26 protein-coding genes and 3 tRNA genes are annotated in these 24,989 nt (G+C 71.1%); 10 read left to right on the top strand and 19 right to left on the bottom strand.

The window, feature by feature from the left end; all coding sequences use genetic code 11:
- Window positions 1-293 precede the first annotated feature (293 nt).
- The 5 genes from ACIPEP_RS09060 to ACIPEP_RS09040 all read left to right on the top strand — a co-directional run bounded on the left by ACIPEP_RS09060 (window position 294) and on the right by ACIPEP_RS09040 (window position 3,652).
- The gene (locus tag ACIPEP_RS09060) at window positions 294-737 is read left to right on the top strand and encodes a hypothetical protein (protein ID WP_070417311.1); all 444 of its coding nucleotides are present in this window, start codon (window positions 294-296) and stop codon (window positions 735-737) included.
- Window positions 734-1,192: a hypothetical protein gene (locus ACIPEP_RS09055; RefSeq protein WP_070417312.1), complete on the top strand. Its 459-nt coding sequence runs from the start codon at window positions 734-736 to the stop codon at window positions 1,190-1,192. Before ACIPEP_RS09060 ends, ACIPEP_RS09055 begins: the two co-directional genes overlap by 4 nt.
- Window positions 1,189-2,139: a hypothetical protein gene (locus ACIPEP_RS09050; RefSeq protein WP_402717065.1), complete on the top strand. Its 951-nt coding sequence runs from the start codon at window positions 1,189-1,191 to the stop codon at window positions 2,137-2,139. The genes ACIPEP_RS09055 and ACIPEP_RS09050 overlap by 4 nt, the downstream gene beginning before the upstream one ends.
- On the top strand, window positions 2,136-3,158 hold the full coding sequence (locus tag ACIPEP_RS09045) for a hypothetical protein (protein WP_402717064.1): 1,023 nt from the start codon (window positions 2,136-2,138) through the stop codon (window positions 3,156-3,158). Before ACIPEP_RS09050 ends, ACIPEP_RS09045 begins: the two co-directional genes overlap by 4 nt.
- A 281-nt stretch (window positions 3,159-3,439) precedes the next feature.
- On the top strand, window positions 3,440-3,652 hold the full coding sequence (locus ACIPEP_RS09040; protein ID WP_139199319.1) for a hypothetical protein: 213 nt from the start codon (window positions 3,440-3,442) through the stop codon (window positions 3,650-3,652).
- A gap of 72 nt (window positions 3,653-3,724) precedes the next feature.
- Here ACIPEP_RS09040 and ACIPEP_RS09035 read toward each other — a convergent pair whose 3' ends face one another.
- Complete coding sequence (locus ACIPEP_RS09035) at window positions 3,725-6,241, bottom strand: ATP-dependent Clp protease ATP-binding subunit (protein WP_070417315.1); 2,517 nt, start codon at window positions 6,239-6,241, stop codon at window positions 3,725-3,727.
- 274 nt (window positions 6,242-6,515) lie between these two features.
- Window positions 6,516-6,992: a Clp protease N-terminal domain-containing protein gene (locus tag ACIPEP_RS09030; RefSeq protein WP_070417316.1), complete on the bottom strand. Its 477-nt coding sequence runs from the start codon at window positions 6,990-6,992 to the stop codon at window positions 6,516-6,518.
- Window positions 6,993-7,012: 20 nt separating this feature from the next.
- Between ACIPEP_RS09030 and ACIPEP_RS09025 the strand changes: the two genes are divergently transcribed.
- Entirely contained in the window at window positions 7,013-7,996 is a 984-nt protein-coding gene (locus ACIPEP_RS09025) for an NAD(+)/NADH kinase (protein WP_254803976.1), read from the top strand.
- A gap of 150 nt (window positions 7,997-8,146) precedes the next feature.
- On the opposite strand, the gene ACIPEP_RS09020 is transcribed toward ACIPEP_RS09025, so the two are convergent.
- The 15 genes from ACIPEP_RS09020 to tilS all read right to left on the bottom strand — a co-directional run bounded on the left by ACIPEP_RS09020 (window position 8,147) and on the right by tilS (window position 20,979).
- Window positions 8,147-9,217 (bottom strand): sigma-70 family RNA polymerase sigma factor, encoded by a 1,071-nt coding sequence (locus ACIPEP_RS09020; RefSeq protein ID WP_402717063.1) that lies wholly within the window; start codon window positions 9,215-9,217, stop codon window positions 8,147-8,149.
- Between the two features lie 340 nt (window positions 9,218-9,557).
- Entirely contained in the window at window positions 9,558-9,725 is a 168-nt protein-coding gene (locus ACIPEP_RS09015) for a hypothetical protein (protein WP_402717062.1), read from the bottom strand.
- A gap of 63 nt (window positions 9,726-9,788) precedes the next feature.
- Complete coding sequence (locus ACIPEP_RS09010; RefSeq protein ID WP_402717061.1) at window positions 9,789-9,944, bottom strand: hypothetical protein; 156 nt, start codon at window positions 9,942-9,944, stop codon at window positions 9,789-9,791.
- Window positions 9,945-10,016: 72 nt separating this feature from the next.
- Window positions 10,017-10,220 carry a hypothetical protein gene (locus ACIPEP_RS09005; protein ID WP_031262806.1) on the bottom strand — a complete coding sequence of 68 codons (204 nt, stop codon included), beginning with the start codon at window positions 10,218-10,220 and terminating at the stop codon, window positions 10,017-10,019.
- 41 nt (window positions 10,221-10,261) lie between these two features.
- Window positions 10,262-11,782: a lysine--tRNA ligase gene (lysS, locus tag ACIPEP_RS09000; RefSeq protein WP_070417320.1), complete on the bottom strand. Its 1,521-nt coding sequence runs from the start codon at window positions 11,780-11,782 to the stop codon at window positions 10,262-10,264.
- 55 nt (window positions 11,783-11,837) lie between these two features.
- Entirely contained in the window at window positions 11,838-12,530 is a 693-nt protein-coding gene (locus ACIPEP_RS08995; protein ID WP_258027730.1) for a Rossmann-like and DUF2520 domain-containing protein, read from the bottom strand.
- Window positions 12,527-14,293: a PH domain-containing protein gene (locus ACIPEP_RS08990; protein ID WP_402717060.1), complete on the bottom strand. Its 1,767-nt coding sequence runs from the start codon at window positions 14,291-14,293 to the stop codon at window positions 12,527-12,529. Before ACIPEP_RS08990 ends, ACIPEP_RS08995 begins: the two co-directional genes overlap by 4 nt.
- 9 nt (window positions 14,294-14,302) lie before the next feature.
- Window positions 14,303-14,824 (bottom strand): PH domain-containing protein, encoded by a 522-nt coding sequence (locus ACIPEP_RS08985; protein WP_070417322.1) that lies wholly within the window; start codon window positions 14,822-14,824, stop codon window positions 14,303-14,305.
- A 58-nt stretch (window positions 14,825-14,882) separates the two neighbouring features.
- Complete coding sequence (locus ACIPEP_RS08980) at window positions 14,883-15,374, bottom strand: DUF3180 domain-containing protein (protein ID WP_070417323.1); 492 nt, start codon at window positions 15,372-15,374, stop codon at window positions 14,883-14,885.
- Window positions 15,371-15,916, bottom strand: a complete 546-nt coding sequence (folK, locus tag ACIPEP_RS08975; RefSeq protein ID WP_402717059.1) for a 2-amino-4-hydroxy-6-hydroxymethyldihydropteridine diphosphokinase — start codon at window positions 15,914-15,916, stop codon at window positions 15,371-15,373. Before folK ends, ACIPEP_RS08980 begins: the two co-directional genes overlap by 4 nt.
- Window positions 15,913-16,314, bottom strand: coding sequence for a dihydroneopterin aldolase (gene folB / locus ACIPEP_RS08970; protein ID WP_071296491.1), 402 nt, complete (start codon window positions 16,312-16,314; stop codon window positions 15,913-15,915). Before folB ends, folK begins: the two co-directional genes overlap by 4 nt.
- Window positions 16,311-17,285 (bottom strand): dihydropteroate synthase, encoded by a 975-nt coding sequence (gene folP / locus ACIPEP_RS08965; protein ID WP_402717058.1) that lies wholly within the window; start codon window positions 17,283-17,285, stop codon window positions 16,311-16,313. Before folP ends, folB begins: the two co-directional genes overlap by 4 nt.
- Window positions 17,286-17,291: 6 nt before the next feature.
- A complete protein-coding gene (gene ftsH, locus ACIPEP_RS08960) occupies window positions 17,292-19,277 on the bottom strand; it encodes an ATP-dependent zinc metalloprotease FtsH (RefSeq protein WP_070417326.1) in 1,986 nt (661 codons plus the stop codon).
- 121 nt (window positions 19,278-19,398) lie between these two features.
- Window positions 19,399-19,950: a hypoxanthine phosphoribosyltransferase gene (gene hpt / locus ACIPEP_RS08955; protein ID WP_070417327.1), complete on the bottom strand. Its 552-nt coding sequence runs from the start codon at window positions 19,948-19,950 to the stop codon at window positions 19,399-19,401.
- A 9-nt stretch (window positions 19,951-19,959) separates the two neighbouring features.
- Window positions 19,960-20,979: a tRNA lysidine(34) synthetase TilS gene (tilS, locus tag ACIPEP_RS08950; protein ID WP_402717057.1), complete on the bottom strand. Its 1,020-nt coding sequence runs from the start codon at window positions 20,977-20,979 to the stop codon at window positions 19,960-19,962.
- Window positions 20,980-21,029: 50 nt separating this feature from the next.
- Here tilS and ACIPEP_RS08945 point away from each other — a divergent pair, with 50 nt between their 5' ends.
- Window positions 21,030-21,521, top strand: a complete 492-nt coding sequence (locus ACIPEP_RS08945; protein WP_070417329.1) for an inorganic diphosphatase — start codon at window positions 21,030-21,032, stop codon at window positions 21,519-21,521.
- A 93-nt stretch (window positions 21,522-21,614) separates the two neighbouring features.
- Here ACIPEP_RS08945 and ACIPEP_RS08940 read toward each other — a convergent pair whose 3' ends face one another.
- Both ACIPEP_RS08940 and ACIPEP_RS08935 read right to left on the bottom strand, forming a co-directional pair.
- Complete coding sequence (locus ACIPEP_RS08940) at window positions 21,615-23,018, bottom strand: NlpC/P60 family protein (protein WP_402717056.1); 1,404 nt, start codon at window positions 23,016-23,018, stop codon at window positions 21,615-21,617.
- 73 nt (window positions 23,019-23,091) lie between these two features.
- On the bottom strand, window positions 23,092-24,363 hold the full coding sequence (locus ACIPEP_RS08935) for a M23 family metallopeptidase (RefSeq protein WP_402717055.1): 1,272 nt from the start codon (window positions 24,361-24,363) through the stop codon (window positions 23,092-23,094).
- 301 nt (window positions 24,364-24,664) lie between these two features.
- Between ACIPEP_RS08935 and ACIPEP_RS08930 the strand changes: the two genes are divergently transcribed.
- The 3 genes from ACIPEP_RS08930 (at window position 24,665) to ACIPEP_RS08920 (ending at window position 24,947) form a co-directional block, all read left to right on the top strand.
- Window positions 24,665-24,737 (top strand) — tRNA-Glu (locus ACIPEP_RS08930).
- A gap of 59 nt (window positions 24,738-24,796) precedes the next feature.
- Window positions 24,797-24,873 (top strand) — tRNA-Asp (locus tag ACIPEP_RS08925).
- A 1-nt stretch (window position 24,874) separates the two neighbouring features.
- A tRNA-Phe gene (locus tag ACIPEP_RS08920) sits at window positions 24,875-24,947 on the top strand.
- Window positions 24,948-24,989 lie beyond the last annotated feature (42 nt).

Here is a 24,989-nt window from a genome sequence, read left to right as displayed (position 1 = left end):
CGAGCCCAGCCCCGCGAGCCCGGTCCGCCCGGGGGGCCCCCCCCCGCGGGCGGGGGCGCCCCCCCCCGCCCCCGCCGCCCGCGGGGGGGGGGGGGGGGGGGGGGCCCCGGGGCCCCCGCGCCTCCCGTCCGTCGTCGGCTCGCGACCACCGCACGGCGCAACCCGCCTGTTCGGCATCCCCCCACGAAATGCCGACCTGACGAACGGGCACGCGCCTGGCAGAGTGGGTGTCGCTGGCCGACGCGCTGGTTCAGTTTTACCATGTCTGAGACAGATGTACAGGGCGGGGAGACATGATCGAGTACACCGACGACGACGCACACCGACGCGAGCTCTCACGCAAGCTCCAGCTCCTGATGGACGTCGTCGAGGCCAATTCCGGGCAGCGCCCCTCCTACAAGGAGATCGTGGCGGAGATCGAGGCGCAGGGTGCCTCGATGAGCCGACCGCGGTGGGGCTACATGCTCGGGGGCAACGGGCCGGCCGTCCGTGACCAGCGCCTGCTCGTCGCGCTTGCCGGCTACTTCGGTGTGCCGTCCGAGTACCTCACCGACGCCGCGGGCAACACGGACGTCCCGGAGCGGGTGCAGGCGCAGCTCGAACTCGTCCTCGAGCTCCGCAAGCGCGAGGTCGTGGCGTTCGCCACCCGGCGACTCGGGGAGTTCGCCTCCGCGGCCGAGATCCGCGACTTCACCGAGCACGTCCGGCGGCTCGACGACTCCGGATCGACGCCGTGAGCGCGTTCGCCGACCGGATCGGCGCCCGCCGCCAGCAGGCCGAGGCCCGGCGCAGCGTGCAGCGACTCGGACTCCCCCGGCGACTGACGCTGCCGGAGCTGCTCGTCCGCGCCGAGTCCGCCCTCGGCAAGCCGATCCGGCTCCGCACGACCGCACTGCCCGGTGACCTCTCCGCCCGGCTCATCCAGCGCGCCGACCACGCCCTGCTCGAGACGCGCCCCGACCTGTCCGAGCGCTCCCGGGTGGCCTGCGTGCTGCACGAGCTCGCGCACGTGTTCCTCGCCGACCCCGGCTGCGACCACGAGGCGTACACGGGGCTGCTCACCGGACGGACGGCGTTCACCCGGTCGCTCGACACCCCGCACGAGCAGGCGGTGGAGCTCGTCGCCGACCAGCTCGCCCTGCGGATCGGGCTGCTCGACCCCGACACCGCGCCGCGCGGGATCTTCCGGTGACGCTGCACGTCTGGGGATCGCTCCCGGTCTGGCTGATCCTGGCCGTCCTCGTCGTCCGGCTCTGGCTCGTCCGGACCCAGTCGGCGAGCGTCACCTGGCTCATGGTCTGCTGCGCGTTCGTCGCCGTCGGGCTGAGCATCAACCAGCCCGACGTCGTGACGTTCCTCGGCGGGCTGACCCGCACGCCGAACGTCGCCGACCTGCTCGGCCGCTGCCTGATGGTGTGCGGCCTGTTCGCCCTCGCGCAGTCGGTCGAGGCGGCCGCCCGGTCCGCGCGACTGCTGCGACCGAGTCGGCTCGTCGGCGTCGCACTGATCCTCGTCGCCCTCGTCGTGCTGTTCGTGCTGATCGACGCCCCCGAGCCCACCTCGCAGTTCATGGTCGAGTACGGTGACCAGCTGCCGACCGCGCTCTACTCCGCGGTGGAGATGACGTACATCGCCGTCGTGATCACCCGGTCCGCACTGGCGGTCCTCCGCGGCTTCCGCGAGGGCGACGGCCTCGGGCGCATGTACTGGCTGTTCGTCGTCGGTGCCGCGGCGATGGTCCTGCTCGCGGCCATCGCGGTCGCGCTCGACGCCGTGCACGTGCTCGGCCTGGACGCTGCGGTCCGGGTGCTCGGCACCGTCTACGCACCGGTCTTCCTCACCTCGATGGCCCTGCTCGCCGTGGGTGCCGCCGGCGGGGTGCTGCCCGACGCCGCCCGCGAGTTCCGCGACTGGCGGGCCGCCCGGGTCCGCTTCCGGACGCTGGAGCCCGAGCTGCGGCGACTCGAGGGCGCGTCCGGCAACCGGGGGCTGTACTTCACGATCGCCTGGCAGCGTCGCCAGTGGCGGAGTCGACTGCACCGGCTGTCCGTCGAGATCGAGGACCGTGCGCGCGAGGCCGGGCAGGACGTCCCGGCCGCCGCGACGCACACCACCGCACGACTGGAGGAGACCACATGACCGGTGGACGCATCGCCGCACTCGGGACCGCAGCGGGTGCCGTCGGGACGCTCGGGCTGGGCGCGTTCGTCGCACGCCGGCTGCTCTTCCCCACGCCGTACTCGGCGACCGCCACCGTGCGCGCCGCCACCCCGACCGAGGCCGAGTTCGTGGCCACCCGCGACACCCGTCTGCCCGGGACGTACAGGATCACCCGCGACGGCCAGGACGTCCGCGTGCAGGACGTGCTCGACATCGACGGGGACACGCTCCGGCGGCACACGGACGGCCCGGCAGCCGTCGGCGAGTGGGGCTGGGACGCGCTGCTGTACGACGACCTCGCGGACGTCCCCGGCAACGAACCGACCGACGTCCTCGGTGACGAGCCGACCGACGTCCCCGGCGACGGGCCCACCCACGTCGTCCACGTGCACGGGCAGTCGCTCGGGCCGCGGCAGGTCCTCCGGGGCATCCCGGTCTGGCGTGCCCTCGGCGCGACGTCCGAGGTCGTCGACACGACCGACCTCCCGCTCCGCTCGCTCGACCCCGGCGCGGTCGACCGCATCGTGACGGCGGTCCGGGCAGCCCGGGGCCGAGGGGCCACCCGGGTCGTGCTGCAGGGCTGGTCGGCGGGGGCGCTCGCGTGCTCGGTCGCCGCCTCCCGGGTCGAGGTCGACGGCCTCGTCGGGATCTCGCCGCTGCTCAGCGTGTCCTCGGCGCTCCGCGGTGCGGTGTCGGGCGCGCACCTCCCCGCGTTCGTCGGCACGGTCGCGGCACGGATCGCGACCACCGGCGTGCTGTCACGGCTGGCCGGCGCCGCTGCTCCCGTCCAGACGACCGCGTGGCAGGCGTCGGCGACCCCGACCCTGCTCGTGCACTCGGCGGCCGACGCCCTCGTCGCCGAGGCCGACGTCGCCGCGCAGACCGCGCGTCCGGGGACCCGGGCGGTCGCGTTCCGGACCGCGCCGCACACGCTCGAGTGGAACGAGGACCCGGAGCGCTGGGAGCGAGCCGTCCGGGACTTCGCGGCCACCCTCTGACGCGCGACGCGAGACGCAAGACGCTGGACGCAAGACGCGCGACGCGCGACGCGGGCCGAGCGCCCCGGCGACGTGCAACGGCCCCGGTCTGCGAACAGACCGGGGCCGGCGCGTCTCGACCTGTTGGGGGGAACCGGTCGAGCGCTGCGTGCGAGGTGTTGGGGGGAACCCCTCGCGCGCAGTCACCACCGTACCCCCGGACGGGGGCCCGTGGTACCGCGACGCGCGAACCGTCCCGGGTCTGGGTCGGGCGACATCGCGCCGCGCGTAGCGTCCGGCGCATGGACGATCAACCCGAACCCGAAGCCCACGAGCGTCACCGCTCCGTGGCAGACCTCAACGACGAGTCACTCGGACGCCCCTTCGACCAGACCAACGGCCTGGCGGACGGACTGAGCGGCGACTCGGACGGCACGGCCGAGAGCGAGCAGCCCGGCGTGCACAAGCGACACGAGAAGCGCGAGAAGCACCGCGGGCGCGACCACCAGGGGTGACCGCACCCACGACGTGACGGGAGGCGCGGTGCCAGCTGGCACCGCGCCTCCCACCATGTCCGTGACCGGGTCCTAGGACTCGATCTCGCCCTGCGGCGTGTCCGTCGCCTCGACGGCGGCCGCGCCGGCGAGGACCTCTTCGCGACCAGGCTGACGCCCGGTCTCGAACTGGAACTCGCCACCGGTGAAGTCGACCTTCACGTGGTCGCCGGCCGTGAGCTCACCCTGCAGGATGTGCTCGGACAGCTGGTCCTCGACCTCGTGCTGCATCGCGCGGCGGAGCGGGCGGGCACCGAGTGCCGGGTCGAACCCGACCTTGATGAGCTGCTCCTTGGCGGCGAGCGTGAGCTCCACCGTCATGTCGCGGTCGAGCAGACGGTCCGCCAGGCGCTTCACGAAGAGGTCCACGATCTGCAGCAGCTCGGGCTGCGAGAGCTGCGGGAACACGATCGTGTCGTCGACGCGGTTGAGGAACTCGGGCTTGAAGTGCTTCTTGAGCTCCTCGTTCACCTTCGAGCGCATGCGGTCGTAGCCGACACCGGAGTCACCCTCGACCTGGAAGCCCACCGGGCCACCGGCGATGCCCTGCGAACCGAGGTTCGTGGTCATGATGATGACGGTGTTCTTGAAGTCGACCACGCGGCCCTGACCATCGGTCAGACGACCCTCTTCGAGGACCTGCAGCAGCGAGTTGAAGATGTCCGGGTGGGCCTTCTCGATCTCGTCGAAGAGGACCACGGAGAACGGCTTGCGGCGCACCTTCTCGGTGAGCTGGCCGCCCTCCTCGAACCCGACGAACCCGGGAGGGGCACCGAAGAGTCGCGAGACGGTGTGCTTCTCGCCGAACTCCGACATGTCGAGGGAGATCAGTGCACCCTCGTCGTCGAAGAGGAACTCGGCGAGGGCCTTGGCGAGCTCGGTCTTCCCGACGCCCGTGGGGCCGGCGAAGATGAACGAGCCGGAGGGACGGTTCGGGTCCTTCAGGCCGGCGCGGGTGCGGCGGATGGTCTTGGAGAGGGCCGAGATGGCCTCTTCCTGACCGATGACGCGCTCGTGCAGTGCCTTCTCCATGAAGACGAGCCGCGAGGTCTCCTCTTCGGTGAGCTTGAACACCGGGATGCCCGTGGCCTGCGCCAGGACCTCGGCGATGATGCCCTCGTCGACGGTGCCGGACGCGGCGACGTCACCCGCACGCCACTGCTTCTCGAGGCGGAGACGCTCGCCGAGGAGCTTCTTCTCCTCGTCACGGAGCGAAGCGGCCTTTTCGAAGTCCTGCTCCTCGATCGCGGCTTCCTTCTGCCCGCGGACCGCCGAGATCTTCTCGTCGAACTCGCGGAGCTCCGGCGGCGCCGACAGGATCGACAGGCGGAGGCGTGCACCGGCCTCGTCGATCAGGTCGATCGCCTTGTCCGGCAGGAAGCGGTCCTGCACGTAGCGGTCCGCGAGGTTCGCCGCGGCGACGATCGCGCCGTCGGTGATGGACACCTTGTGGAACGCCTCGTACTTGTCGCGGAGACCCTTGAGGATGTTGATCGCGTGGGGCAGCGACGGCTCGTTGACCTGCACCGGCTGGAAGCGACGCTCGAGTGCGGCGTCCTTCTCGAAGTGCTTGCGGTACTCGTCGAGCGTGGTGGCACCGATGGTCTGGAGCTCACCGCGCGCGAGCAGCGGCTTGAGGATGGAAGCGGCATCGATCGCGCCCTCGGCAGCACCGGCACCCACGAGGGTGTGGATCTCGTCGATGAAGACGATGATGTCGCCGCGGGTGCGGATCTCCTTCGTGACCTTCTTGAGGCGCTCCTCGAAGTCACCGCGGTAGCGGGACCCGGCGATGAGCGAACCGAGGTCGAGCGAGTAGAGCTGCTTGTCCTTCAGCGTCTCGGGCACGTCGCCCTTGACGATCGCCTGGGCGAGGCCCTCGACGACGGCGGTCTTGCCGACGCCGGGCTCACCGATCAGGACGGGGTTGTTCTTGGAGCGGCGGGAGAGGATCTGCATGACCCGCTCCATCTCCTTCTCGCGGCCGATGACCGGGTCGAGCTTGCCGTCACGCGCCGCCTGGGTGAGGTTCCGACCGAACTGGTCGAGGACCTGCGAACCCTGCTGGGCGTTCTGCTGCTGCTCGCCGCCGACGGCGACCGCTTCCTTGCCCTGGTAGCCGGACAGGAGCTGGATGACCTGCTGACGGACGCGGTTGAGGTCCGCGCCGAGCTTGACGAGCACCTGGGCGGCGACGCCCTCGCCCTCGCGGATGAGGCCGAGGAGGATGTGCTCGGTGCCGATGTAGTTGTGGCCGAGCTGCAGCGCCTCGCGCAGGGACAGCTCGAGCACCTTCTTGGCGCGCGGCGTGAACGGGATGTGCCCGGTCGGCTGCTGCTGGCCCTGCCCGATGATGTCCTGGACCTGCTCGCGGACGGCATCGAGCGAGATGCCGAGCGACTCCAGCGCCTTGGCGGCGACGCCCTCGCCCTCGTGGATGAGGCCGAGGAGGATGTGCTCGGTGCCGATGTAGTTGTGGTTGAGCATCTTCGCTTCTTCTTGAGCGAGGACGACAACACGACGGGCTCGGTCGGTGAATCTCTCGAACATGTGCTCTCCCTTGCCGGGCTCGTGGAAGTCCGGTGACGTACATCGAGAGTAACCAGCGCACCCCGGGTGGTCTGCCCCTGTTCGCCGTGGGCGTGACCTCGTTGCGTCCGGTGAACAGGGGACGGTCGGGAGGCGCGGTGCGGGTCCGCCCCGGAGCCTGCGCCCGGTGGTGCTCACGGGGGTCGCGCGGCGGGTCGCGCCGGGTGTCGGGTCGGCGCGAGCCGCGGGTCGTCGCGGGGCGGGCGCGGAGCGCGGGGCGGGCGCGTCAGGCGCGTCAGGCGCGTCGCGCGGCGCGACGCAGGGCGCGGCGGAAGCGGCGCGGGTCGACACCGAGACCGTCGAGGACGTCGTGCGCGGCCCCCGTGAACGGATCGTCGATGCCGTCGAGCACCGCGAGCAGCACGTGGTGCGGTCGGACGCGTTCCGCCGGGCCGGCGAGCTGTGCGGCACGTGCCAGCACCCGCGCCGCGGCCGGTGTGCACGTGACCCGGTCGGGCGAGACCGGTCCGGGTGCCCCGGCACCGACGAAGGCACTGCTGGCGGTGCGGACGCGGTCGGGCGTGACGCCGTGCGCGTCGAGGACGTCGAGGAAGCGGGGCATCCCGCTGCAGAGCGTGACCGCGGCGACGAGGAGGTGTTCGGCGTCGAGGAAGCCGAACCCGGTCTCCAGTGACTCCTGTTCCGCGAGGAGCACGATCTCGCGTCCGTGCCGGAGTGTGGGCAGGGCGACGGAGAGCGTGGCGATCTGCATACATGCAGAATATCTCATGTGTGAGCAGTCCACCAGAGGAGATCCCGGGCGCGATCGGTACGATCGCGACCATGGAGCAGCCCGTCGTCGGACTCGTCGTCCACCCGACCAAGAACGTGCAGGAGTCCGTCGCGACCCTGCAGCGCTGGAACGCCTCCGGCCGCGGACGCCTCGTCGCCCGCCGCGCCGACGTCCAGCGCATCGGCGGCGGGGTCGACGTGATCGGGGACGAAGACTTCACGGAGGAGGTCGACCTCGTCGTCGCACTCGGCGGGGACGGCACGATGCTCGGGGCCATGCGGCTCGTGGCGAAGCGTCCGGTGCCGGTGCTCGGGGTCAACTACGGCAACGTGGGCTTCCTCGTCGAGATCGAGCCGCCCGAGCTCGAGGTCGCGCTCGAGCGGCTGTCCGCCGGCGACTACCAGCTCGAACCGCACCACGCACTCGAGGCCCGGCTGTTCTGGAGCGGAGCCCGCACCGACTACCTCGCGTTCAACGACCTCACGATCGTGCGACGTCCCGGCGCCGGGCAGGTGTCCGCTGACCTCAGCGTCGGCGGGCTCGGGTACGGGTACTACCGGGCGGACGCCATCGTCGCCGCGACTCCGGCCGGGTCCACCGCGTACAACTACGCCGCCGGTGGCCCCGTCCTCTCCCCCGCACTGTCCGGCTCCGTCGTGACCCCGGTCGCGCCGATGGCCGGGATCGACCGTGCCGTGGTCCTCGCCGCTCGCGAGCGCTACCGGTTCGACATCGCCGAGGGCACCCGCAGCGCAGCGCTCGAGGTCGACGGACTCGTCGTCGGCGAGGTCGCCACCGGTGCGCAGATCGACGTGCGGCTGCGGAAGGACGCCGGCAGCGTGGTCCGCCTCGACGCCGAGCGCCACGGGCGGACCGGACGCGTGAAGCTCAGCCTGCTCGACCTGCCCGTGCGACCGGACCAGCTCATCGAGCTCATCCCGCAGGACCTCCGCCAGAAGCTCGGGCGCGAGGTCGAGGAGTAGCGGACCGCGCCCTGCCCGACCCCGGGAACGTGAATGGCCCGCTCACGCCGAAGCGCGAGCGGGCCGTCCCATCACCCCACCGGATCGTCTTCCCACAGAACGACCCGGTTCCCCGTGCCGGCACTCACGCGCCGGCCGAAGTCCACTGACCTAGTCGGTCAGGTACAGCTGCATGTCCTGCGAGACCGCCTTGGCGAAGAGCCGCAGCTTGGCGCGGGACTCCACACGGCTGACCGCCTGGCGGGTCGTGTGGACGATCTTCGAGATCTCGTCGAGCGTCATCGGCTTGTCGTCGTCGAGGCCGTAGCGCATGCGGATCACGTTCGCCTCGTCGCTCGGCAGTTCGGCGACGATCGAGCGGATGTCGCGGTGGAGCAGCGTCGTCTCGGTCAGCTCGTTCGGGGACGCGGCGTCCTCGTCCTCGATGAAGTCGCCGAGCTCGCTGTCGTCCGAGTCGCCGACCACGGTGTGGATCGACACCGGTTCGTGCGAGCGCCCCTTGAGGTCGACGAGCTCGTCGACGCTCATGCTCAGCTCGGCCGCGACCTCGTCCGGCACCGGCGCGCGGCCGAGGTCGACGGTGAGGTCGCGCTCGGTGCGGGAGATCTTGTTGATCAGCTCCACCGTGTGGACCGGGATGCGGATCGTGCGGGCCTTGTCGGCGAGACCGCGGGAGATCGCCTGACGGATCCACCAGGTGGCGTACGTCGAGAACTTGTAGCCCTGCGTGAAGTCGAACTTCTCGACCGCGCGGACCAGGCCGAGGTTGCCTTCCTGGATGACGTCCATGAAGGGCAGGCCGCGCTGCGAGTAGCGCTTGGCGATGCTCACGACGAGGCGGAGGTTCGAGGTGATCATGCGCTCCTTGGCGCGCTCACCGTCACGGACGAGCCAGCGCAGTTCACGCTGCAGGGTCTTCGCGAGGCCCTTCTCGGTGGCGAGCTTCTCCCCGGCGAAGAGGCCGACCTCGATGCGGCGGGCGATCTCGGCTTCTTCCTCGGCGGTGAGGAGCGAGAGCCGGCCGATGTGGCGGAGGTAGTCGCCCACCTGGTCGACCGAGGCGCCGCGGACACCCGCGAGCTGCTCGTCGGCCTCGACCTCGGTGTCGAGCGTGGTGGTCTCGACCGCGGTGACCGGAGCCTTCGCTGCGGTGGTCTTCTTGGTGCGACGTGCGGTCGTGCCGGTGGTCGTCGTCTTGGGTGCTGCGGTTGCGATCGTCATGATGACTCCCTGCGTTCGACGGGTGATGACCTCGTTGGGGGTGTCACGAGTAAAGCGTTCCGGAGGTGTACCCCACAAACCGATCGGATCGATTCTCAGGCTTCTCCGTGCTTCACCATGGATACCGCCCCCCGAGGGGTACAGCCTGTCGTCAGTCTGGTCCCCCGCATGGTCGAGAATCAAGGGGATGTCGCCGTGTTTCCGGCTTTGCATCGGTGTTTCTTGCTCGTTTCCGATCCTGTACCCCGGGCCGCCGCGTCCAGTGGACACGAAAAAGGGGTACGGCGGTCCGGATCGTGGCGATCCGGTCGTCGTACCCCGAAAACCGAACGGGCGGGGGTCACCAGGAGGGCTCGAGCCACCCCCCGCGACGCTTCGAGACCTCGAGGTCGGCGTCTCGGTCGAACTCGTCGTACTCGCTCTCGATGTCGCCGACGAGGCTGCGGCCGGTGAAGACGCCACCGCGGTTCGCGAGGACACCACCGGAGATGATCTGCGTGATGGACATGCGGACGATGCTCACCCCGGCAGACGACGTCGGGGTGAACGGCTGGTGACGGTGTCCGGACGCTCAGACGTCGATGTCGTCGTCGCCCTCACCGTCGGGCCACACGCTGTCGTCGCGAGCGGGATCCGCGACCGCCGGGTGCCCGAAGGCGTCATCGGGATCGAGGTCGGCGAGGTCGGGGTCGGGCTCGGGCTTCGTGCCGTCCGGGGTCGCGCGCATGCACGCCAGGGTCGCACCGCGCGGTGAACACCGGGTGACGTCGACCGCGGGCGGCCGCGGATCGGGAGTGGGCTACTCCGCGGAGGCGGGCGCCGGTGCCGGCACGCCGTGCTCCCGCTCGAAGCGGGCACGCTCCTCGGCCTCGACCTTGGCGTACGCGGCACGCTCGGTACGGTCGGCCCGCATGATGGCGCGCATCACGAACCAGAAGATGAGGCCGACCACGACGGTCGGCGTCAGGGCGAAGATGATCCCGGTCACGACTCCATGCGGCACCCGAGCATCCTAACCCCCGGAACGGAGCCGTCAGCTGGGTTCTACTTCACCAACGGGAACAGGATCGTCTCGCGGATGCCCAGGCCCGTGATGGCCATGAGGAGCCGGTCGATGCCCATGCCCATGCCGCCCGACGGCGGCATCGCGTGCTCGAGTGCCCGCAGGAACTCCTCGTCGACGCGCATGGCCTCGAGGTCGCCGCCCGCAGCGAGCTTCGCCTGCTCGACGAATCGCTCCCGCTGCACGACCGGGTCGACGAGCTCGGAGTACGCCGTCGCCAGCTCGAAGCCACGGACGTAGAGGTCCCACTTCTCGACGATGCCCGGGCGGCTGCGGTGCTCGCGGGTCAGCGGCGAGGTGTCGACCGGGAAGTTCATCACGAACGTCGGACGGTCGAGCGAGTCGATGACGAAGTGCTCCCAGAGCTCCTCGACGTACTTGCCGTGCGTGGCGTGCGCGACCTCGACCCCCTCGGCATCGGCGAGCGCCCGCAGCTCGGACAGCGGCGTCTCCGGGGTGATCTCGCGACCGGCGGCCTCGGACAGCGACCCGTACATGTCGATGCGCGGCCACTCGCCGCCGAGGTCGTACGTCGTGCCGTCCGCCCAGGTGACCTCGAGCGAGCCGCCCGTCACCGCACGCGCGGCGTTCTGCACGAGCTCCTGCGTCAGGTCGGCCATCTGCTCGTAGTCGCCGTACGCCTGGTAGGCCTCGAGCATCGCGAACTCGGGCGAGTGCGTCGAGTCGGCGCCCTCGTTGCGGAAGTTCCGGTTCACCTCGAACACCCGGTCGATGCCGCCGACGACGGCGCGCTTGAGGAAGAGCTCCGGCGCGATGCGGAGGTACAGCTCGGTGTCGAACGCGTTCGAGTGCGTGACGAAGGGCCGCGCCGAGGCACCGCCGTGCTGGGTCTGCAGCATCGGGGTCTCGACCTCGAGGTAGTCGTGACCGGCGAAGGTCTGCCGGAGCGACGACATCACGGCGGCACGCGCGCGGACGGTGGCCCGGGCCTCCTCGCGCACGATGAGGTCGAGGTAGCGCTGGCGGACCCGCGTCTCCTCGTTGAGTTCGTTGTGCAGGTTCGGCAGCGGCAGGATCGCCTTGGCCGCGATCTGCCAGTCGTCGACCATGATCGACAGCTCGCCCCGCCGCGAGGAGATCACCCGGCCGTGCACGAACACGTGGTCGCCGAGGTCGACGAACTCCTTCCAGCGCGCGAGCGACTCCTCGCCCACCTCGGCGAGGGACACCATCGCCTGGATGCGGGAGCCGTCACCGGACTGCAGGGACGCGAAGCAGAGCTTGCCGGTGTTGCGCGAGAACACGATGCGGCCGGCGATGCCGACGACGTCCTGGGTCTCCTCGCCGGTCTCGAGGTGCGCGTACTGTGCACGGACCGCGGGGATGGTGGTGGTGACCGGCAGGCCGGCCGGGTACGCCTCGATCCCCGACTCGAGGAGCTTCGCCCGCTTGTCGAGCCGGACCTGTCGCTGCTCGCTGGTCTCCGCCGCGGCGATCTCGGCGGCGGAGGGCTCGGTGGCGGGTGCGGTCTCGTCGGTCATGCTGGTGCGGCTCCGATGGTCGTGGGGGTCCCCGAAATCGTACAGCGCGGCCGGACTAGAGCGTCGCCTGCCCGTCGGCCGCCGCGAGCGCGTTGTCGACGGCCGTGCGGACCAGCGCTCCGAGGACCCGGCCCGGGTACTCGACCCCGATGCCGGACAGCGTGCCGGCGGACTGGTCGACGATCGCGGTCGAGAAGCTCACCGCGGCGCGGACGGCGTCGGCGTAGGCGGGCCGGTCCTGCTCGGTGACGACGAACGGCTCCGCACCCATCTCGACGACGAGCGCCTGCGCGATGGGGAGCACGGGCGACGGTGCGGTCACGGCGCAGTACGCGTCGCGGAGCCGGACGAGGTCGACGCTGGTTCCGGTGAACGCCATCGCGGGGTGGATCGCGAGCGGGATCGCCCCCGCGGCCATCGCCGGTGCGAGGATGCCCACGCCGTGGTCCGGGCTGGTGTGCACGACGAGCTGCCCCGGCTGCCAGATCCCGGCGTCCGCGAGTCCCTGCACGAGGTCGGCCAGCTGGTCGTCCGGCACGGCGAGGAGCACGAGTTCGCTGCGCTCGACGAGGTCGGGGGTCTCGAGGACGGGTGCGCCGGGGAGCATCGCCTCGGCGCGGTCGCGTCCGGCCTCGGACACGGCCGTCACGCCGACGACGGCGTGCTCGGCGTTCGCGAGCGCTGCTCCGAGGACCGGTCCGACCCGTCCGGCACCGAGGACGCCGACTCCCAGCCGCCCCGCCCTCACCGCGCGGCTCCCGGCGGCGGGGTGTCGCCCCAGGGCGATCCAGGAGGCACGGTGCCGGTCGGCCGCACCGGCTCGGCGCCGCCGGGTGCACGCTCTGGCGACGGTGACCACTCCGGGGCCGCGGCCGGCGCGACGGGGGCGAGCCGCGCCTCCCGTTCGCGCCACCGGTGGGAGGTGTCGGCCGCAGCCGCCTCGACCGCGCGGGCCGAGGTGTCCGACCATAGCTGCTGCGCGTCCCGCGCGTCCAGCGCACCGATGCTCGCGGAGACCGGGCCCTGCACGGTCTGCACGTGCACCGACGCGAGCCGCAGCGCACGCTCGAGCGGACCCTGCGAGACCTTGACGCTCTGCACGCGCGGCAGCGGCACGATGACCAGCGAGCGCCAGACGGCACCGAGCCGGAGCAGGACGGCACCCGGGACGAAGCGGTAGCCGTTGCGGCGGAACGCGAACGGGCGGAGCCAGGCGCCCCGGCGCGGGGAGTGCACGAACCCGCCGCGGTCGCCCGTGGTGGTGAGGCTGTCGTCGACGACGTCCACGGCCTCGGCCGAGCCCTCGCGGAGCTGCTCCTGCGAGGCGGCGGGACCGGCGACGGCGGTGCCGACGAGGCCGGGGAGGATGATGTCGAGGACCTCGCGGACGTCGCGCGCGGTGCCGACCGGCAGGACGATCGACGAGACCTGCTGGTTGTTCGAGGCCCCGTTGCCGGCGTTCGTCGCACGGTTGATCCGGACGTCCCACCAGCCGAACGGCCGCCAGAGCAGCGGCTGCGCGACGCTCACGGCGTGGATGCGGCCGGGCGGCAGGGTCTCGTTCGAGGTGGACACGAGCCCGAAGCCGATCCGGATGCCGTCGCGGGTCTCGGCGATCGTGTATTGGAGCGAGCGGGAGAACTTCCGGACGTAGTACCCGCCGGCGCCGATCACCGCGGGGAACAGGCCGAAGAGGATCCCGTACTCGCCGGTGAGCGCCACGCTGACGATCATCGCGGCGACCGCGGCGAGGATGAACACCGTCGTGCCGGAGAGCAGCATCGACGCGATGAGCCGGCCGGGGTGCACCTTCACGATGCGCGTCGCGCGGACCGCGGCGGGGTCGAGTTCCGGCGAGAAGATCTCGTCGACACGGTCCTGCAGCACACCGTTCGACGCCCGGGCCGGGTCGTGCTGCCGCTCGTCGTCCTTCGCCCCGGAGGCGAGCACGAGGATGCGCTGCCGCAGGTCGTCCGCAGCCTTGACCCCGAGGTAGGCGAGCTGCACGTTCGCGTCGTTGCCGGCCTGGGCGATCTCGAGCTTGGCGGTGCCGAAGATCCGCGGGATGAGCGGCCGCGAGATGTTGATGCCCTGGATGCGGTCCAGCCGGGCCTTGCGGTTCGTCCGGAAGAGCACGCCCGAGCGGACCTCGACGATCTCGCCGGTCACCCGGAACTCGTGCATGCGCCAGGAGAGGTAGAACAGCCCGATCAGCACGACGAGCACCACCACGATGCCGAGCAGCACCCAGCCGACGACGCCGTGCTCGTAGACGTACCGCACGGGGTCGCCGTCGTCCTGCGGGCCACCGCCGGGGATGAAGAACTCGACGAGCTGGTCCCGCAGGCTGTTCAGCACGTAGCCGAGGATCACGATGAGGAAGATGCCGCCCTTGAGCAGCGGCGTCAGCGGGTGCATGCGGTGCCACTCGCCGTCGGTCAGCGGCGCGGCAGCGGCGGCGTTGCCCCGGTGCGGCGGAGCGGGCGGAGGCGGGCCGGGTCGGAAGGTCATGCGGCCCTCCTAGAGTCCGGCGCGGCGGGACTCGGCGAGCTCGACGAGTCGGTCGCGCAGCTCGTCGGCATCGGCGAAGGGGATGCCGGGGATCCGGACGTTGGTCGACGCGGCCGCCGTGACGAACTTCAGCTCGCTCATGCCGAGCACCCGGTCGAGCGGTCCGCGGTTGACGTCGACGAGCTGCATGCGGCCGTACGGGACGGCGGTGAACCGCTGCCACATCAGGCCGCGCCGGAGGACGAGGTCGTCGTCACGGAGGGCGTACCCGATCGCCCGCACGCGTCGCGGCGTCAGGATGGCCGTCACGAGGGTGACGATCGCGACCGCGATGCCGATCAGCGTCCAGACGGTGCCGGCCGTGCCGGAGAACCCGCCGCTGACGACGCCGATGATGACGCAGCCGGCGGTCACCACGAGCCCGATCACGATCGTCGTGACGAGCTCGGTCCAGACGAGCTTGGGCGACACCCGGGTCCAGGTGGTGCCGGTCAGTCCCAGACCGGGCTCGTCGAGTCGTTCACGCGGCATCGCGGGCCTCCTGCGGTCGGGTCGTGCTGGGCGGTGCGCCGGGTCGTGCCGCCCGGTGTCAGTGCGCCTGCGTCGTGCCGCCCCGGGGGAGGTCGTCGTCGTCATCGTCCCCAGGAGGAGCGATGCACATGCGTTCGGCGACGAGTGCGCACACCGTCAACACGAGTCCACCCCCGACCGCCACGGCGTTCGGCAGGACCGAGCCTAGCGAAGGGAAGGCCGAGCGGGTCAGGAGGTACACGAGCAGGCCCGCGCCGAACCCGCCGAACAGCGAGCCCGCGATGCTCGACGCCTTCGCGAGCACCACGACGCGGATCGCGTAGAGCGGGTCGACGGGGTGGGACCGGGACGCGCCGTCGCGAGCGTGCCGGCGGACCGGCCGGGCCATCAGGACCACGGCGATGCCGATGAACGCGAGGGTGACGCCGAGGGGTGTCGCGAGGAACAGCGTCGGCGCCTGCCGCGATGCCAGGACGGCGTCGAGGGCGAAGCCGGCGACCGCCGCGACGACGGCGACGCTGAGCAGGGTGGAGGCGCGGGTGGGCTTCACGAATCGCCCGTCTCTGGCCTGGAGGCGCGGGTCGGCTCGTCGAAGAGGCGCGGCTCGTCGACGCGCTCCGTGTCGTCCCCCACCCGCTCGAGCAGGTCGGCGACCGGCCCGACACCCGGCAGGACGGCGTCCGGGTCGGCGTCGTGCCACGGCGCGAGCACGAACGCCCGCTCGCCGGCGCGCGGGTGCGGCACGGTCAGGGTCACGGTGTCGAGGGACAGGTCGTCGTACGCCACGAGGTCGAGGTCGAGCGTCCGGTCGCCCCAGCGGACCTCGCGCGTGCGGCCGTGGGTGTCCTCGATGCTGTGCAGGGCGTCGAGGAGCTCCTGCGGCTCGAGGTCGGTGTCGACGACCACGACGGCGTTCCGGTACCGGGGCTTCGTCGTGTCCGGGCCGTCGAGCGTGACGGCGACCGACTCGACCTCGCGGCTGGAGGCCACCGGACGCACCCCGGGGAGGGCGACGATCGCGGCGGCGGCGGCGCGCAGGGTGCTCCCCCGGTCGCCGAGGTTGGCGCCGAGGGCGACGACCGCCCGGCTCACTCTTCTTCCTCGACGTCGGACCCGGCGGCACGGACGCCGCCACGGGTCCGGCGGATCGTGATCGACACGTCGGTGAACGGCACCGTGATGGGCGCCTGCGGCTTGTGCACCGTGACCTCGGTCGCCAGGGCCGCACGGTGCGTCAGCACGGCGGCGGCGATGCGCTCGGCGAGGGTCTCGATGAGGTCGACCGGGTCGCGCTCGATCTCGGCGACGACCTGCTCGGCGAGCACGCCGTAGTGCACGGTCTCGTCGAGGTCGTCGGAGCCGGACGCGGCGCGGGCATCGACCTCGACGGCGACGTCGACCACGAAGTCCTGGCCGTCGGTGCGCTCGTGGTCGAAGACCCCGTGGTGCCCGCGCGCGCGGACCCCGGTCAGTCGGATGGTGTCCCTCACGATCGAGCTGCCCTCCAGGCGTCCCAGACGTCGAGCACGGCACGGGTCGGTGCCGGGTCGTGCACGCGCACACCCCACGCCCCGCGTTCGGCGGAGAGCAGGCTGATGGCGGCGGTGGCGAGGTCGCGCTCCTTCGGGGCGGCACCGGCAGCGCTGCCGACCCCGTCGAGGAAGCGCTTGCGCGAGGCCGCGACGAGCACCGGCAGGCCGATCGACGCGAACCGCTCGTAGCCCGCCAGGATCTCCCAGTTCTGCACGCCCTGCTTGGCGAAGCCGAGGCCCGGGTCGATGACGACCTGTTCCTGGCGCACCCCGAGGACGATGAGCTCGGCGACGCGGAGTTCGACCTCGCGCCGGACCTCGTCGACGGCGTGCACGTACTCGGCGTTGCGGTACATCCGGTCGCTGTGCCCGCGCCAGTGCATGACGACGAACCCGGCACCCGTGTCACGGACGACTCGCGCCATGTCGTCGTCGGCCAGCCCACCGGAGACGTCGTTCACGATGGCGGCGCCGAGGTCCACCGAACGCTCGGCGGTCGAGGCGTTCATCGTGTCGACGCTCACCGTGATCCCCTCGGCCACGAGCTGCTGCACGACCGGGAGCACCCGCTGCTGCTCGACCTCGACGGGGACGCGCTCCGACCCCGGCCGGGTCGATTCCCCGCCGACGTCGACGATGTCGGCCCCGGCGGCGACGAGTTCACGGGCGTGCTGCACCGCGGCGTCGTACGCCTGGTGCAGCCCGCCGTCGCTGAAGGAGTCCGGCGTGACGTTGAGGATCCCCATCACTCGGGTCCGGTCGTCGGTCGGCGCACCGCGGTCGCGGTCGCGCCGCCCACCGGTCACGATCTCCGGCACCGGTGCTGGTGCCCGGAGGTCGATCGCGACCGTCGGCGGCTCGGCTGCTGCGGCCCGCGCCTGGCTCACCTCGGCGAGCCGACGCGAGCGCCTCGTCGGCAGGTCCGTCATGCCGGCCTACGCGGGGGCGATACCCGGGTTGCCGAAGGGACGGCGACGGGGCTTCGACGACTCGTGGTCGGACTGCTCGGACGCGGTCGAGGCGGCCTTGCCCGGCACCTCGATGGCGGGCAGGTTGCTCACCGGACGCTTGTCGCTGGACAGCCACTGCGGGCGCTCCGGCAGCTTGCGGACGTCCTTGAAGATCTCCACCAGCTCCGGGGCGTCGAGGGTCTCCTTCTCGAGGAGCTCGCCGGCCAGACGGTCGAGGATGTCGCGGTTGTCGTTGAGCACCTGGTAGGCCTCGTCGTGCGCGGCCTCGAGCAGGGCACGGGTCTCGGCGTCGACCGTCTCGGCGATGTTCTCCGAGTAGTCGCGGCTGGTCCCGCCGCTCATGTCGCGGCCGACGAACGGCTCGCTCGACCCGGAGCCGAGCTTGACGGACCCGACGGCACGGCTCATGCCGTACTCGGTGACCATCTTGCGCGCGGTACCGGTGGCCTTCTCGATGTCGTTCGACGCACCCGTGGTCGGGTCGTGGAAGACGATCTCCTCGGCGACGCGACCACCCATGGCGTAGGTGAGCTGGTCGAGCAGTTCGTTGCGGGTGACGGAGTACTTGTCCTCGAGCGGGAGCACCATCGTGTAGCCGAGGGCACGGCCGCGCGGGAGGATCGTGATCTTCGTCACCGGGTCGGTGTGGCGCATGGCAGCGGCCGCGAGGGCGTGACCGCCCTCGTGGTAGGCCGTGATGAGGCGTTCCTGGTCGGACATGATGCGCGTGCGGCGCTGCGGTCCGGCCATGACGCGGTCGACGGCTTCGTCGAGGGCGCGGTTGTCGATGAGCTGCGCGTTCGAGCGGGCCGTCAGGAGCGCGGCCTCGTTCAGGACGTTCGCCAGGTCGGCGCCGGTGAAGCCCGGCGTCTTGCGGGCGAGCAGCTCGAGGTCGACGCTCGCGGCGAGCGGCTTGCCCTTCGCGTGCACCTCGAGGATCTGCTGGCGGCCGGCGAGGCCCGGGGCGTCGACGCCGATCTGGCGGTCGAAGCGACCGGGGCGGAGGAGCGCCGGGTCGAGGACGTCGGGACGGTTCGTCGCCGCGATGAGGATCACGTTGGTCTTGCCGTCGAAGCCGTCCATCTCGACGAGGAGCTGGTTCAGCGTCTGCTCGCGCTCGTCGTTGCCGCCGCCGATGCCGGCGCCACGGTGACGACCCACGGCGTCGATCTCGTCGATGAAGACGATGGCGGGCGAGTTCTGCTTCGCCTGCTCGAAGAGGTCGCGGACACGGCTCGCACCGACACCGACGAACATCTCGACGAAGTCCGAACCGGAGATCGAGTAGAACGGCACGCCCGCCTCACCGGCGACGGCTCGGGCGAGCAGCGTCTTGCCGGTACCGGGAGGGCCGTACAGCAGCACGCCCTTCGGGATCTTGGCGCCGACGGCCTGGAACTTCGCCGGCTCCTTGAGGAACTCCTTGATCTCCTGGAGCTCCTCGATCGCCTCGTCGGCGCCCGCGACGTCGGCGAAGCTGACCTGCGGGTTCTCCTTGTTGTTCATCTTCGCCCGGGACTTGCCGAACTGCATGACCTTCGAGCCGCCGCCCTGGGCGTTGGCGAGGAGGAACCAGAACAGGGCACCGATGATGAGGAACGGCAGGAGGATGCCGAGCAGCGAGAGGAACCAGTTCGACTGCTGGACGGTGTCGTTGTAGCCCTTCGGCAGGTTCGCGTCGTTGACGGCCTGGATGACCTCTTCACCGCGCGGCGTCGAGTAGTAGAACTGCTCGTGCGCGTTGCCGTCCTTCAGGGTGAGGTCGACGCGCTGCTCGGTGGAGTTCACCACCACGGAGGAGACCTTGCCGTCGGAGAGCTGCTGGAGGCCCTTCTGCGTGTCGATCTGCTGCGTGCCGGACTGGCTGATGACAGCCCATCCGATCCAGATCCCCACGATCGCGATCAGCACGTAGATGTACGGCCCGCGAAGGATGCGCTTGAAGTCCATGTGATCCGGGCAGAGCGCCCGACACCTTTCTCTGCCGAAGTTGCGTGCTGATCAGCATACGGCTGCGATTCTGTGGCGAGAATGGGTGTCCTCTGCGGGCGAACTCCACCCGCCGCCAGGATCAGCTGTAGACGTGCGGTGCGAGCACCCCGACCCCGCGCAGGTTGCGGTAGCGCTCGTCGTAGTCCAGCCCGTAGCCGACCACGAACGCGTCCGGGATGTCGAAGCCGACGTACTTCACGTCGACCTCGACCTTGGCCGCCTCGGGCTTGCGCAGCAGTGCGACGATCTCGACGCTCGCCGCACCGCGGGACTCGAGGTTCTGCTTGAGCCACGACAGCGTCAGACCGGAGTCGATGATGTCCTCGACGATGAGGACGTCCCGCCCGTGCAGGTCGGTGTCGAGGTCCTTGAGGATGCGGACCACGCCGGAGGACTTCGTGCCGGAGCCGTACGACGACACCGCCATCCAGTCCATGCGCGCCTGCATCTTGAGGTGGCGCGAGAAGTCCGCCATCACCATGACGGCACCCTTGAGGACACCGACGAGCAGTGGGTCGCGCCCCGCGTAGTCGGCGTCGACCACCGCGGCGAGCTCGGCGAGCTTGTCGTCGATCTGCTCGGGGGTGAAGAGGACTTCGGACAGGTCTGCCTGGACGTCGGAGAGTTCCACCACCCCAGCCTAACCGGCGGTGAAGGCCAGACGGTCGCCCGATCGCGACGCCTGCACGCCCGGCAGGTCGATCGGCCCCTGCCCGCTCCAGTCGGTGACGAGTCGGCACACCTCGAGCGTCTGCACGCGGGACAGCGTCACGCCGAACTCGCTCTCCACCGCCAGCCGCACGAGCCGCTGCCGGAGGGCCGGCGGGTTGGCCGCGAGCTCCCGCACAGACAGCGAGATGCCGGCCTCGGAGTGCTCGGCGAGGTCCTCGGCCATCTCCTCGGCGAAGTGGTCGAGCGCGGCCGAGTCCTCGCGGAGCTGGTCGGCGGTGCGGGCGAGGGCCTCGGGCACGCCGGCACCGAGCTCGCGTTCGAGCGTGGGCAGGAGCACGTTCCGGACGCGGACGCGCGCGAAGGCGGGGTCCGCGTTCTGCGGGTCGTCCCACGGGGCGAGTCCGGCGGCGGCGCACGCCTGCCGCGTCGTGTGTCGACGGACGCCGAGGAGCGGCCGCCCGTAGGCCGGCCCCGCCTGGCGCCGCGTCAACGGCGCCATGCCGGACAGCGAGTCCGGCCCGCTCCCGCGGGCGAGGCCGAGCAGCACGGACTCGGCCTGGTCGTCCAGCGTGTGTCCGAACAGCACGAGGGGTGACCCGACGTCGGACGCGACGAGCGCGATCGACGCGTGCCGCGCCTCCCGAGCCGCCGCTTCGGGACCGCCCGTGGAACCGACGGCGACACGACGGACGGTCACCGGTGCGAGTCCCAGCTCGGACGCCTGCCTGGAGGCGCGGCTCGCCACCGCCTCGGACCCCGCCTGGAGTGCGTGGTCGACGACCACCGCCCCTGCTCGCAGGTCCTGCTTGGGCGCCTCGAACGCGGTGGCCGCGGCGAGCGCGAGCGAGTCCGGTCCGCCGCTCAGCGCGACGAGCACGAGGTCTCCGGGGCGCACCGTGCCCTCGTCGAGCGCCTGCGCGAGCAAGGAGCGCACCGCGCGACGGGTGTCGGCGACCGCAGGGTCGAGCCGGGGACGCGGAGTGTTCACCCGGTAACGTTAGCCGCGCTTTCTTCCCGCAAAGAGACCAGGAGCGCAACATGGCCGCGTACGACGTCGTCGTCGAGATCCCCAAGGGCAGCCGCAACAAGTACGAGGTGGACCACGAGACCGGTCGCGTGTACCTCGACCGCGTGCTGTTCACCTCGTTCGTGTACCCGACCGACTACGGGTTCTTCGAGAAGACCCTTGCCGACGACGGTGACCCCGTGGACGCGCTGCTGCTCCTCGAGTACCCGACGTTCCCCGGTGTGGGCGTCAAGGTCCGCCCGGTCGGCGTCTTCAAGATGAGCGACGAGGCCGGCAACGACGCGAAGGTCCTCGTGGTCCCCGCGAAGGACCCGCGCTGGGCGCACATCCAGGACATCTCGGACGTCGACGAGCAGACGAAGGCCGAGATCGCGCACTTCTTCGAGCGCTACAAGGACCTCGAGCCGAACAAGTGGGTCAAGGCCGAGGGCTGGGGCGACGCCGCCGAGGCCGAGGCGATCGTCACGGCCGGCCAGGCCGCGTACGTGCCCGCCGGTCACTGACGCTCCCGGTCCCGTTCCGGCTCGACCGGGACTGCACCGCCTGACGACGAGTGCGCACGATCCCTCGTGCGCACTCGTCGTCTCTGCGTGCGGCTAGAGCGAACCGCTCGGCCGTGCGACGTAGGGCAGCAGCTGGCCCGGGGTCCAGATCGCCCGCTCGAGCACGCCGCGCTGCGGGTTCGCCGCCTCGACCATCATGCCGTTGCCGGTGTAGATCGAGTCGTGGTACGCCTCGTTGACGGTGCCGTTGTACGAGTAGAAGAGGATGTCGCCGGGCTGCCGCTGCGACATCGGCACGAGGCGCCCGATCGACTTGAAGTAGTTGTACTGCCAGACGACGTTGTGGCCACCGGTGGCGATACCTTGCGAGCTGTAGGCCATCATCACGAGGCCGGAGCAGTCCCACGTGTTCGGGCCCGCACCGCCGAACTGGTACGCGTCGCCGATCTGTGCTCGGGCGTAGGCGATCGCGCCGGCTGCCTTCGAGGGGGTGCTCGGTGCGGTCGGGGTCGTCGGGGTGGTGGGCGTGCTCGGCTTCGACGGGGTGGTCGGAGTGGTCGGGGTGCTCGGCTTCGACGGTGTGGTCGGGGTGCTGGGCTTCGACGGTGTGGTCGGGGTGCTGGGCTTGGTGCCGCCGGTGGTGCCGCCGCCGGTGCTCGGCTGGGTGCTCGTGCCGCCGCCCGTGCTCGGCGTACTGCTCGCGGCACCCCCACCCGAGCCGGTGCCGGTGCCTGCGGCCGCGGTCGCCCCGGAGCCACCGGTGGTCGACGCGAGCTGCGCCTCCGCCCGCTTCGCCTGCTGCGCGGTCCAGTAGGCGGCCTCGGTGGCGACGCTCGTGCCCTTGAGGTACGCGAGCTGCTGCAGCACCTCGTCCTGCTGGTCCTGCTCCCGCTGCACGCGTGCCTGCGCCGACGCCGCGGTGTCGTTCGCCTCGGCGAGGGCGGCCTTCGTCGTGTCCGTCGCCTTCGCGAGGGCCTTCGTCGCGGCGGACTGCTGCGCGGCGATCGCGTCGACGGTGTTCTGGTCCGCCTGGGCCTGGGCGAGGACGGTCGCGGACCGCTCGGACAGGTGCGACATCGTGCCGACCCGGTAGAGCAGGTCCTTCGAGTCCCGCGAGTCGATGAGCATCGCCGCGGACAGGTCCCCGCCGCCGGTGCGCGACAGCTCGACCACGAGGCCGGCGACCTGCTGCGCGGAGGCGTCCGCCGTCCGCTCCGCCCGCTTCGACTGCGCGGTGAGGTCGTCCAGGGTGGCCTGCGCGTCCTGCTGCTGCGACGACGCGAGGGCGTACGTCTGACCGGCCTGGAGCTCGGCGACCTGTGCGCTGTCGGCAGCGTCCTGCAGGGTCTGCAGCCGGGCGCTCAGCTCGTCGACGGTGGACTGGGCCTCGGCGGTGTCCGCCTTCGCCGCTCGCACGTCGTCCCAGCTCGGGGCGGACGGTGCCGCCTGGGCCGGGCCGGCGACCACGACGGAGAGACCGATCCCGAGGACGGCCACCACCGCGATCCCACAGGACAGGGTGCGAGCGGAGTGCTTCACGGCGTTCAGGGCCTTTCGGGCGCGCACACGGTCATACCGAGATCCCCCGCGCTGCCATGAAGGGGACCGGGTCGACGGCGGAACCGTTCACCCGGGTCTCGAAGTGGAGGTGGCAACCCGTCGACCACCCGGTCGAACCGACCTTGGCGATCTGCTGCCCGGCGGTGACGTGCTGGCCGACCGACACGAGCGTGCCGCCGTCGACGATGTGCCCGTACGCGGTCGAGATGCCGCCGCCGTTGTCGAGCACGACCTCGTTGCCGTAGCCGCCGCCGTTCGCCGCGAAGGTCACCGTGCCGGACGCCGCCGCGTAGATCGGGGCGTAGCAGGCGGGAGCGAGGTCGACGCCGGCGTGCAGGGCGTAGTTCTTCGTGTACGGGTCGAGTCGGTAGCCGAACGGGCTCGTCTGGTACCCGCCGGTCGGGCGGACCCAGCCGGACGAGTTCGGCGAACCGCCGCCGGTCCCGCCCTGGCTCGTCGCCGCGGCCTTCGCTGCCGCTGCCGCGATGCGGGCCAGCCGGGCCTTCTCCACCTGGACGCCCTTGTTGTAGCGCGCCTCGACGTTCTGCTCGCTCGTGGTGAGCAGGGTGAGCTGCGCCTCGAGTCGCTCCTTGTTGTCCGCCTGGGCGTCCACGGAGGACTGCGCCTGGTCGGCGGCGGTCTGTGCGGCCTGCATCTTCTGCTGTGCCTGGTCGGCGAGGTCGCCGAGGGCCTCCTTGGCGCGGTCCGCCTTGTCGGCGAGGCCCTGGGCCACGCCGCGGTCCTGCGACGCCTGCGCGTAGATGCCGTCGGCCTGCTCGCTGAGCTTGGACATCGCACCGAGCTCGTACAGCAGGTCACCCGACTTCGTGGGGTGCGTGAGGATGTCGGTCGTCACGTCGTTCGCGCTCGCCCGCCCGAGCTGCGCCGCGAGCTGACCGGCCTGCGCCTCGGACGCGGTCGCGGTCTTCTCGGCGTCGTCCGCCTGGGACTGCAGCTTCTTCTGGGTCAGCGTCGCGTCGTCGTACTTCGTCTGCGCGGTCTGGTAGGCCGTGCCGGCGGCCTCGGCGGACTTCTGCGCCGCGGAGGCCTTCGCCGTGAGGTCGGCGATGAGCCCCTTGATCTGGGTCACCTTCGCCTGCTGGGCCGACTTCGACGCCTTGGCCTTCTCGACGTCCGACCAGCTCGGGTACGACGCCGCACTGGCCGAGGTCACCGGGGCGAGGGCCGCGAGGGTGCCGGCGGTGAGCGCGACGGCGACCGCGGCGGCGAGGAAGCGGCGGCGGGGACGGGGGCGGAGTGAGAGCGATGGTGAGGTCGACATACATCTCGATTTCGTAACAGCGCGGCAAGGCTCACGCACGTAACACTGTTAACAAGCGCAACAGTAACAACAGGTGTCGCACCCGCACACCCCCTCGCACGAGGGGCACGGGACCGACGACGATGGTCGCATCGGAACATCGACAGCACGAATCGGGGCCTGGTGCCCCAGGGTGAGTGAAGCCCTGCGCCCGGGCGGCGACACCGCGACACGCCGGGGATTCCGCGGTGGAGCGGCTCGATTTGTGAATCCCGGGAGGCATCCGTATGCTTGTCCATCGGTAGCGCGAAGCACCGCTTGCGGCCCTATCGTTTAGTGGCCTAGGACACCGCCCTTTCACGGCGGCAGCACGGGTTCGAATCCCGTTGGGGTCACTCCTCGCAGAGTGAGCAAGCAAGCAGAGCGAAACCAAAGCAAGACAGTAATTCAACATGGCCCTGTAGCGCAGTTGGTTAGCGTGCCGCCCTGTCACGGCGGAGGTCGCGGGTTCAAGTCCCGTCAGGGTCGCCACGGCTGGATAGCTCAGTTGGTAGAGCGTTCGACTGAAAATCGAAAGGTCCACGGATCGATGCCGTGTCCAGCCACGGTGAAAGGCCCCCTACTCCGGTAGGGGGCCTTTTTGCGTT

It is taken from the genome of Curtobacterium sp. NPDC087082 (genome assembly GCF_044745045.1).
In the GTDB taxonomy this organism is placed as follows: domain Bacteria; phylum Actinomycetota; class Actinomycetes; order Actinomycetales; family Microbacteriaceae; genus Curtobacterium.
Note: the sequence above shows the minus strand (reverse complement) of the source record. Positions and strands in the feature narration are given on the sequence as shown.

Bases quoted from the DNA above. Each gene is read 5' to 3' on its own strand.
- ACIPEP_RS09060 (WP_070417311.1), top strand. From the start codon at position 294: ATGATCGAGTACACCGACGACGACGCACACCGACGCGAGCTCTCACGC.
- ACIPEP_RS09045 (WP_402717064.1), top strand. From the start codon at position 2,136: ATGACCGGTGGACGCATCGCCGCACTCGGGACCGCAGCGGGTGCCGTC.
- ACIPEP_RS09040 (WP_139199319.1), top strand. From the start codon at position 3,440: ATGGACGATCAACCCGAACCCGAAGCCCACGAGCGTCACCGCTCCGTG.
- ACIPEP_RS09035 (WP_070417315.1), bottom strand. From the start codon at position 6,241: ATGTTCGAGAGATTCACCGACCGAGCCCGTCGTGTTGTCGTCCTCGCT.
- ACIPEP_RS09030 (WP_070417316.1), bottom strand. From the start codon at position 6,992: ATGCAGATCGCCACGCTCTCCGTCGCCCTGCCCACACTCCGGCACGGA.
- ACIPEP_RS09020 (WP_402717063.1), bottom strand. From the start codon at position 9,217: ATGACGATCGCAACCGCAGCACCCAAGACGACGACCACCGGCACGACC.
- ACIPEP_RS09015 (WP_402717062.1), bottom strand. From the start codon at position 9,725: ATGTCCATCACGCAGATCATCTCCGGTGGTGTCCTCGCGAACCGCGGT.
- ACIPEP_RS09010 (WP_402717061.1), bottom strand. From the start codon at position 9,944: ATGCGCGCGACCCCGGACGGCACGAAGCCCGAGCCCGACCCCGACCTC.
- lysS (WP_070417320.1), bottom strand. From the start codon at position 11,782: ATGACCGACGAGACCGCACCCGCCACCGAGCCCTCCGCCGCCGAGATC.
- ACIPEP_RS08990 (WP_402717060.1), bottom strand. From the start codon at position 14,293: ATGACCTTCCGACCCGGCCCGCCTCCGCCCGCTCCGCCGCACCGGGGC.
- ACIPEP_RS08985 (WP_070417322.1), bottom strand. From the start codon at position 14,824: ATGCCGCGTGAACGACTCGACGAGCCCGGTCTGGGACTGACCGGCACC.
- folP (WP_402717058.1), bottom strand. From the start codon at position 17,285: ATGACGGACCTGCCGACGAGGCGCTCGCGTCGGCTCGCCGAGGTGAGC.
- ftsH (WP_070417326.1), bottom strand. From the start codon at position 19,277: ATGGACTTCAAGCGCATCCTTCGCGGGCCGTACATCTACGTGCTGATC.
- ACIPEP_RS08945 (WP_070417329.1), top strand. From the start codon at position 21,030: ATGGCCGCGTACGACGTCGTCGTCGAGATCCCCAAGGGCAGCCGCAAC.
- ACIPEP_RS08935 (WP_402717055.1), bottom strand. From the start codon at position 24,363: ATGTCGACCTCACCATCGCTCTCACTCCGCCCCCGTCCCCGCCGCCGC.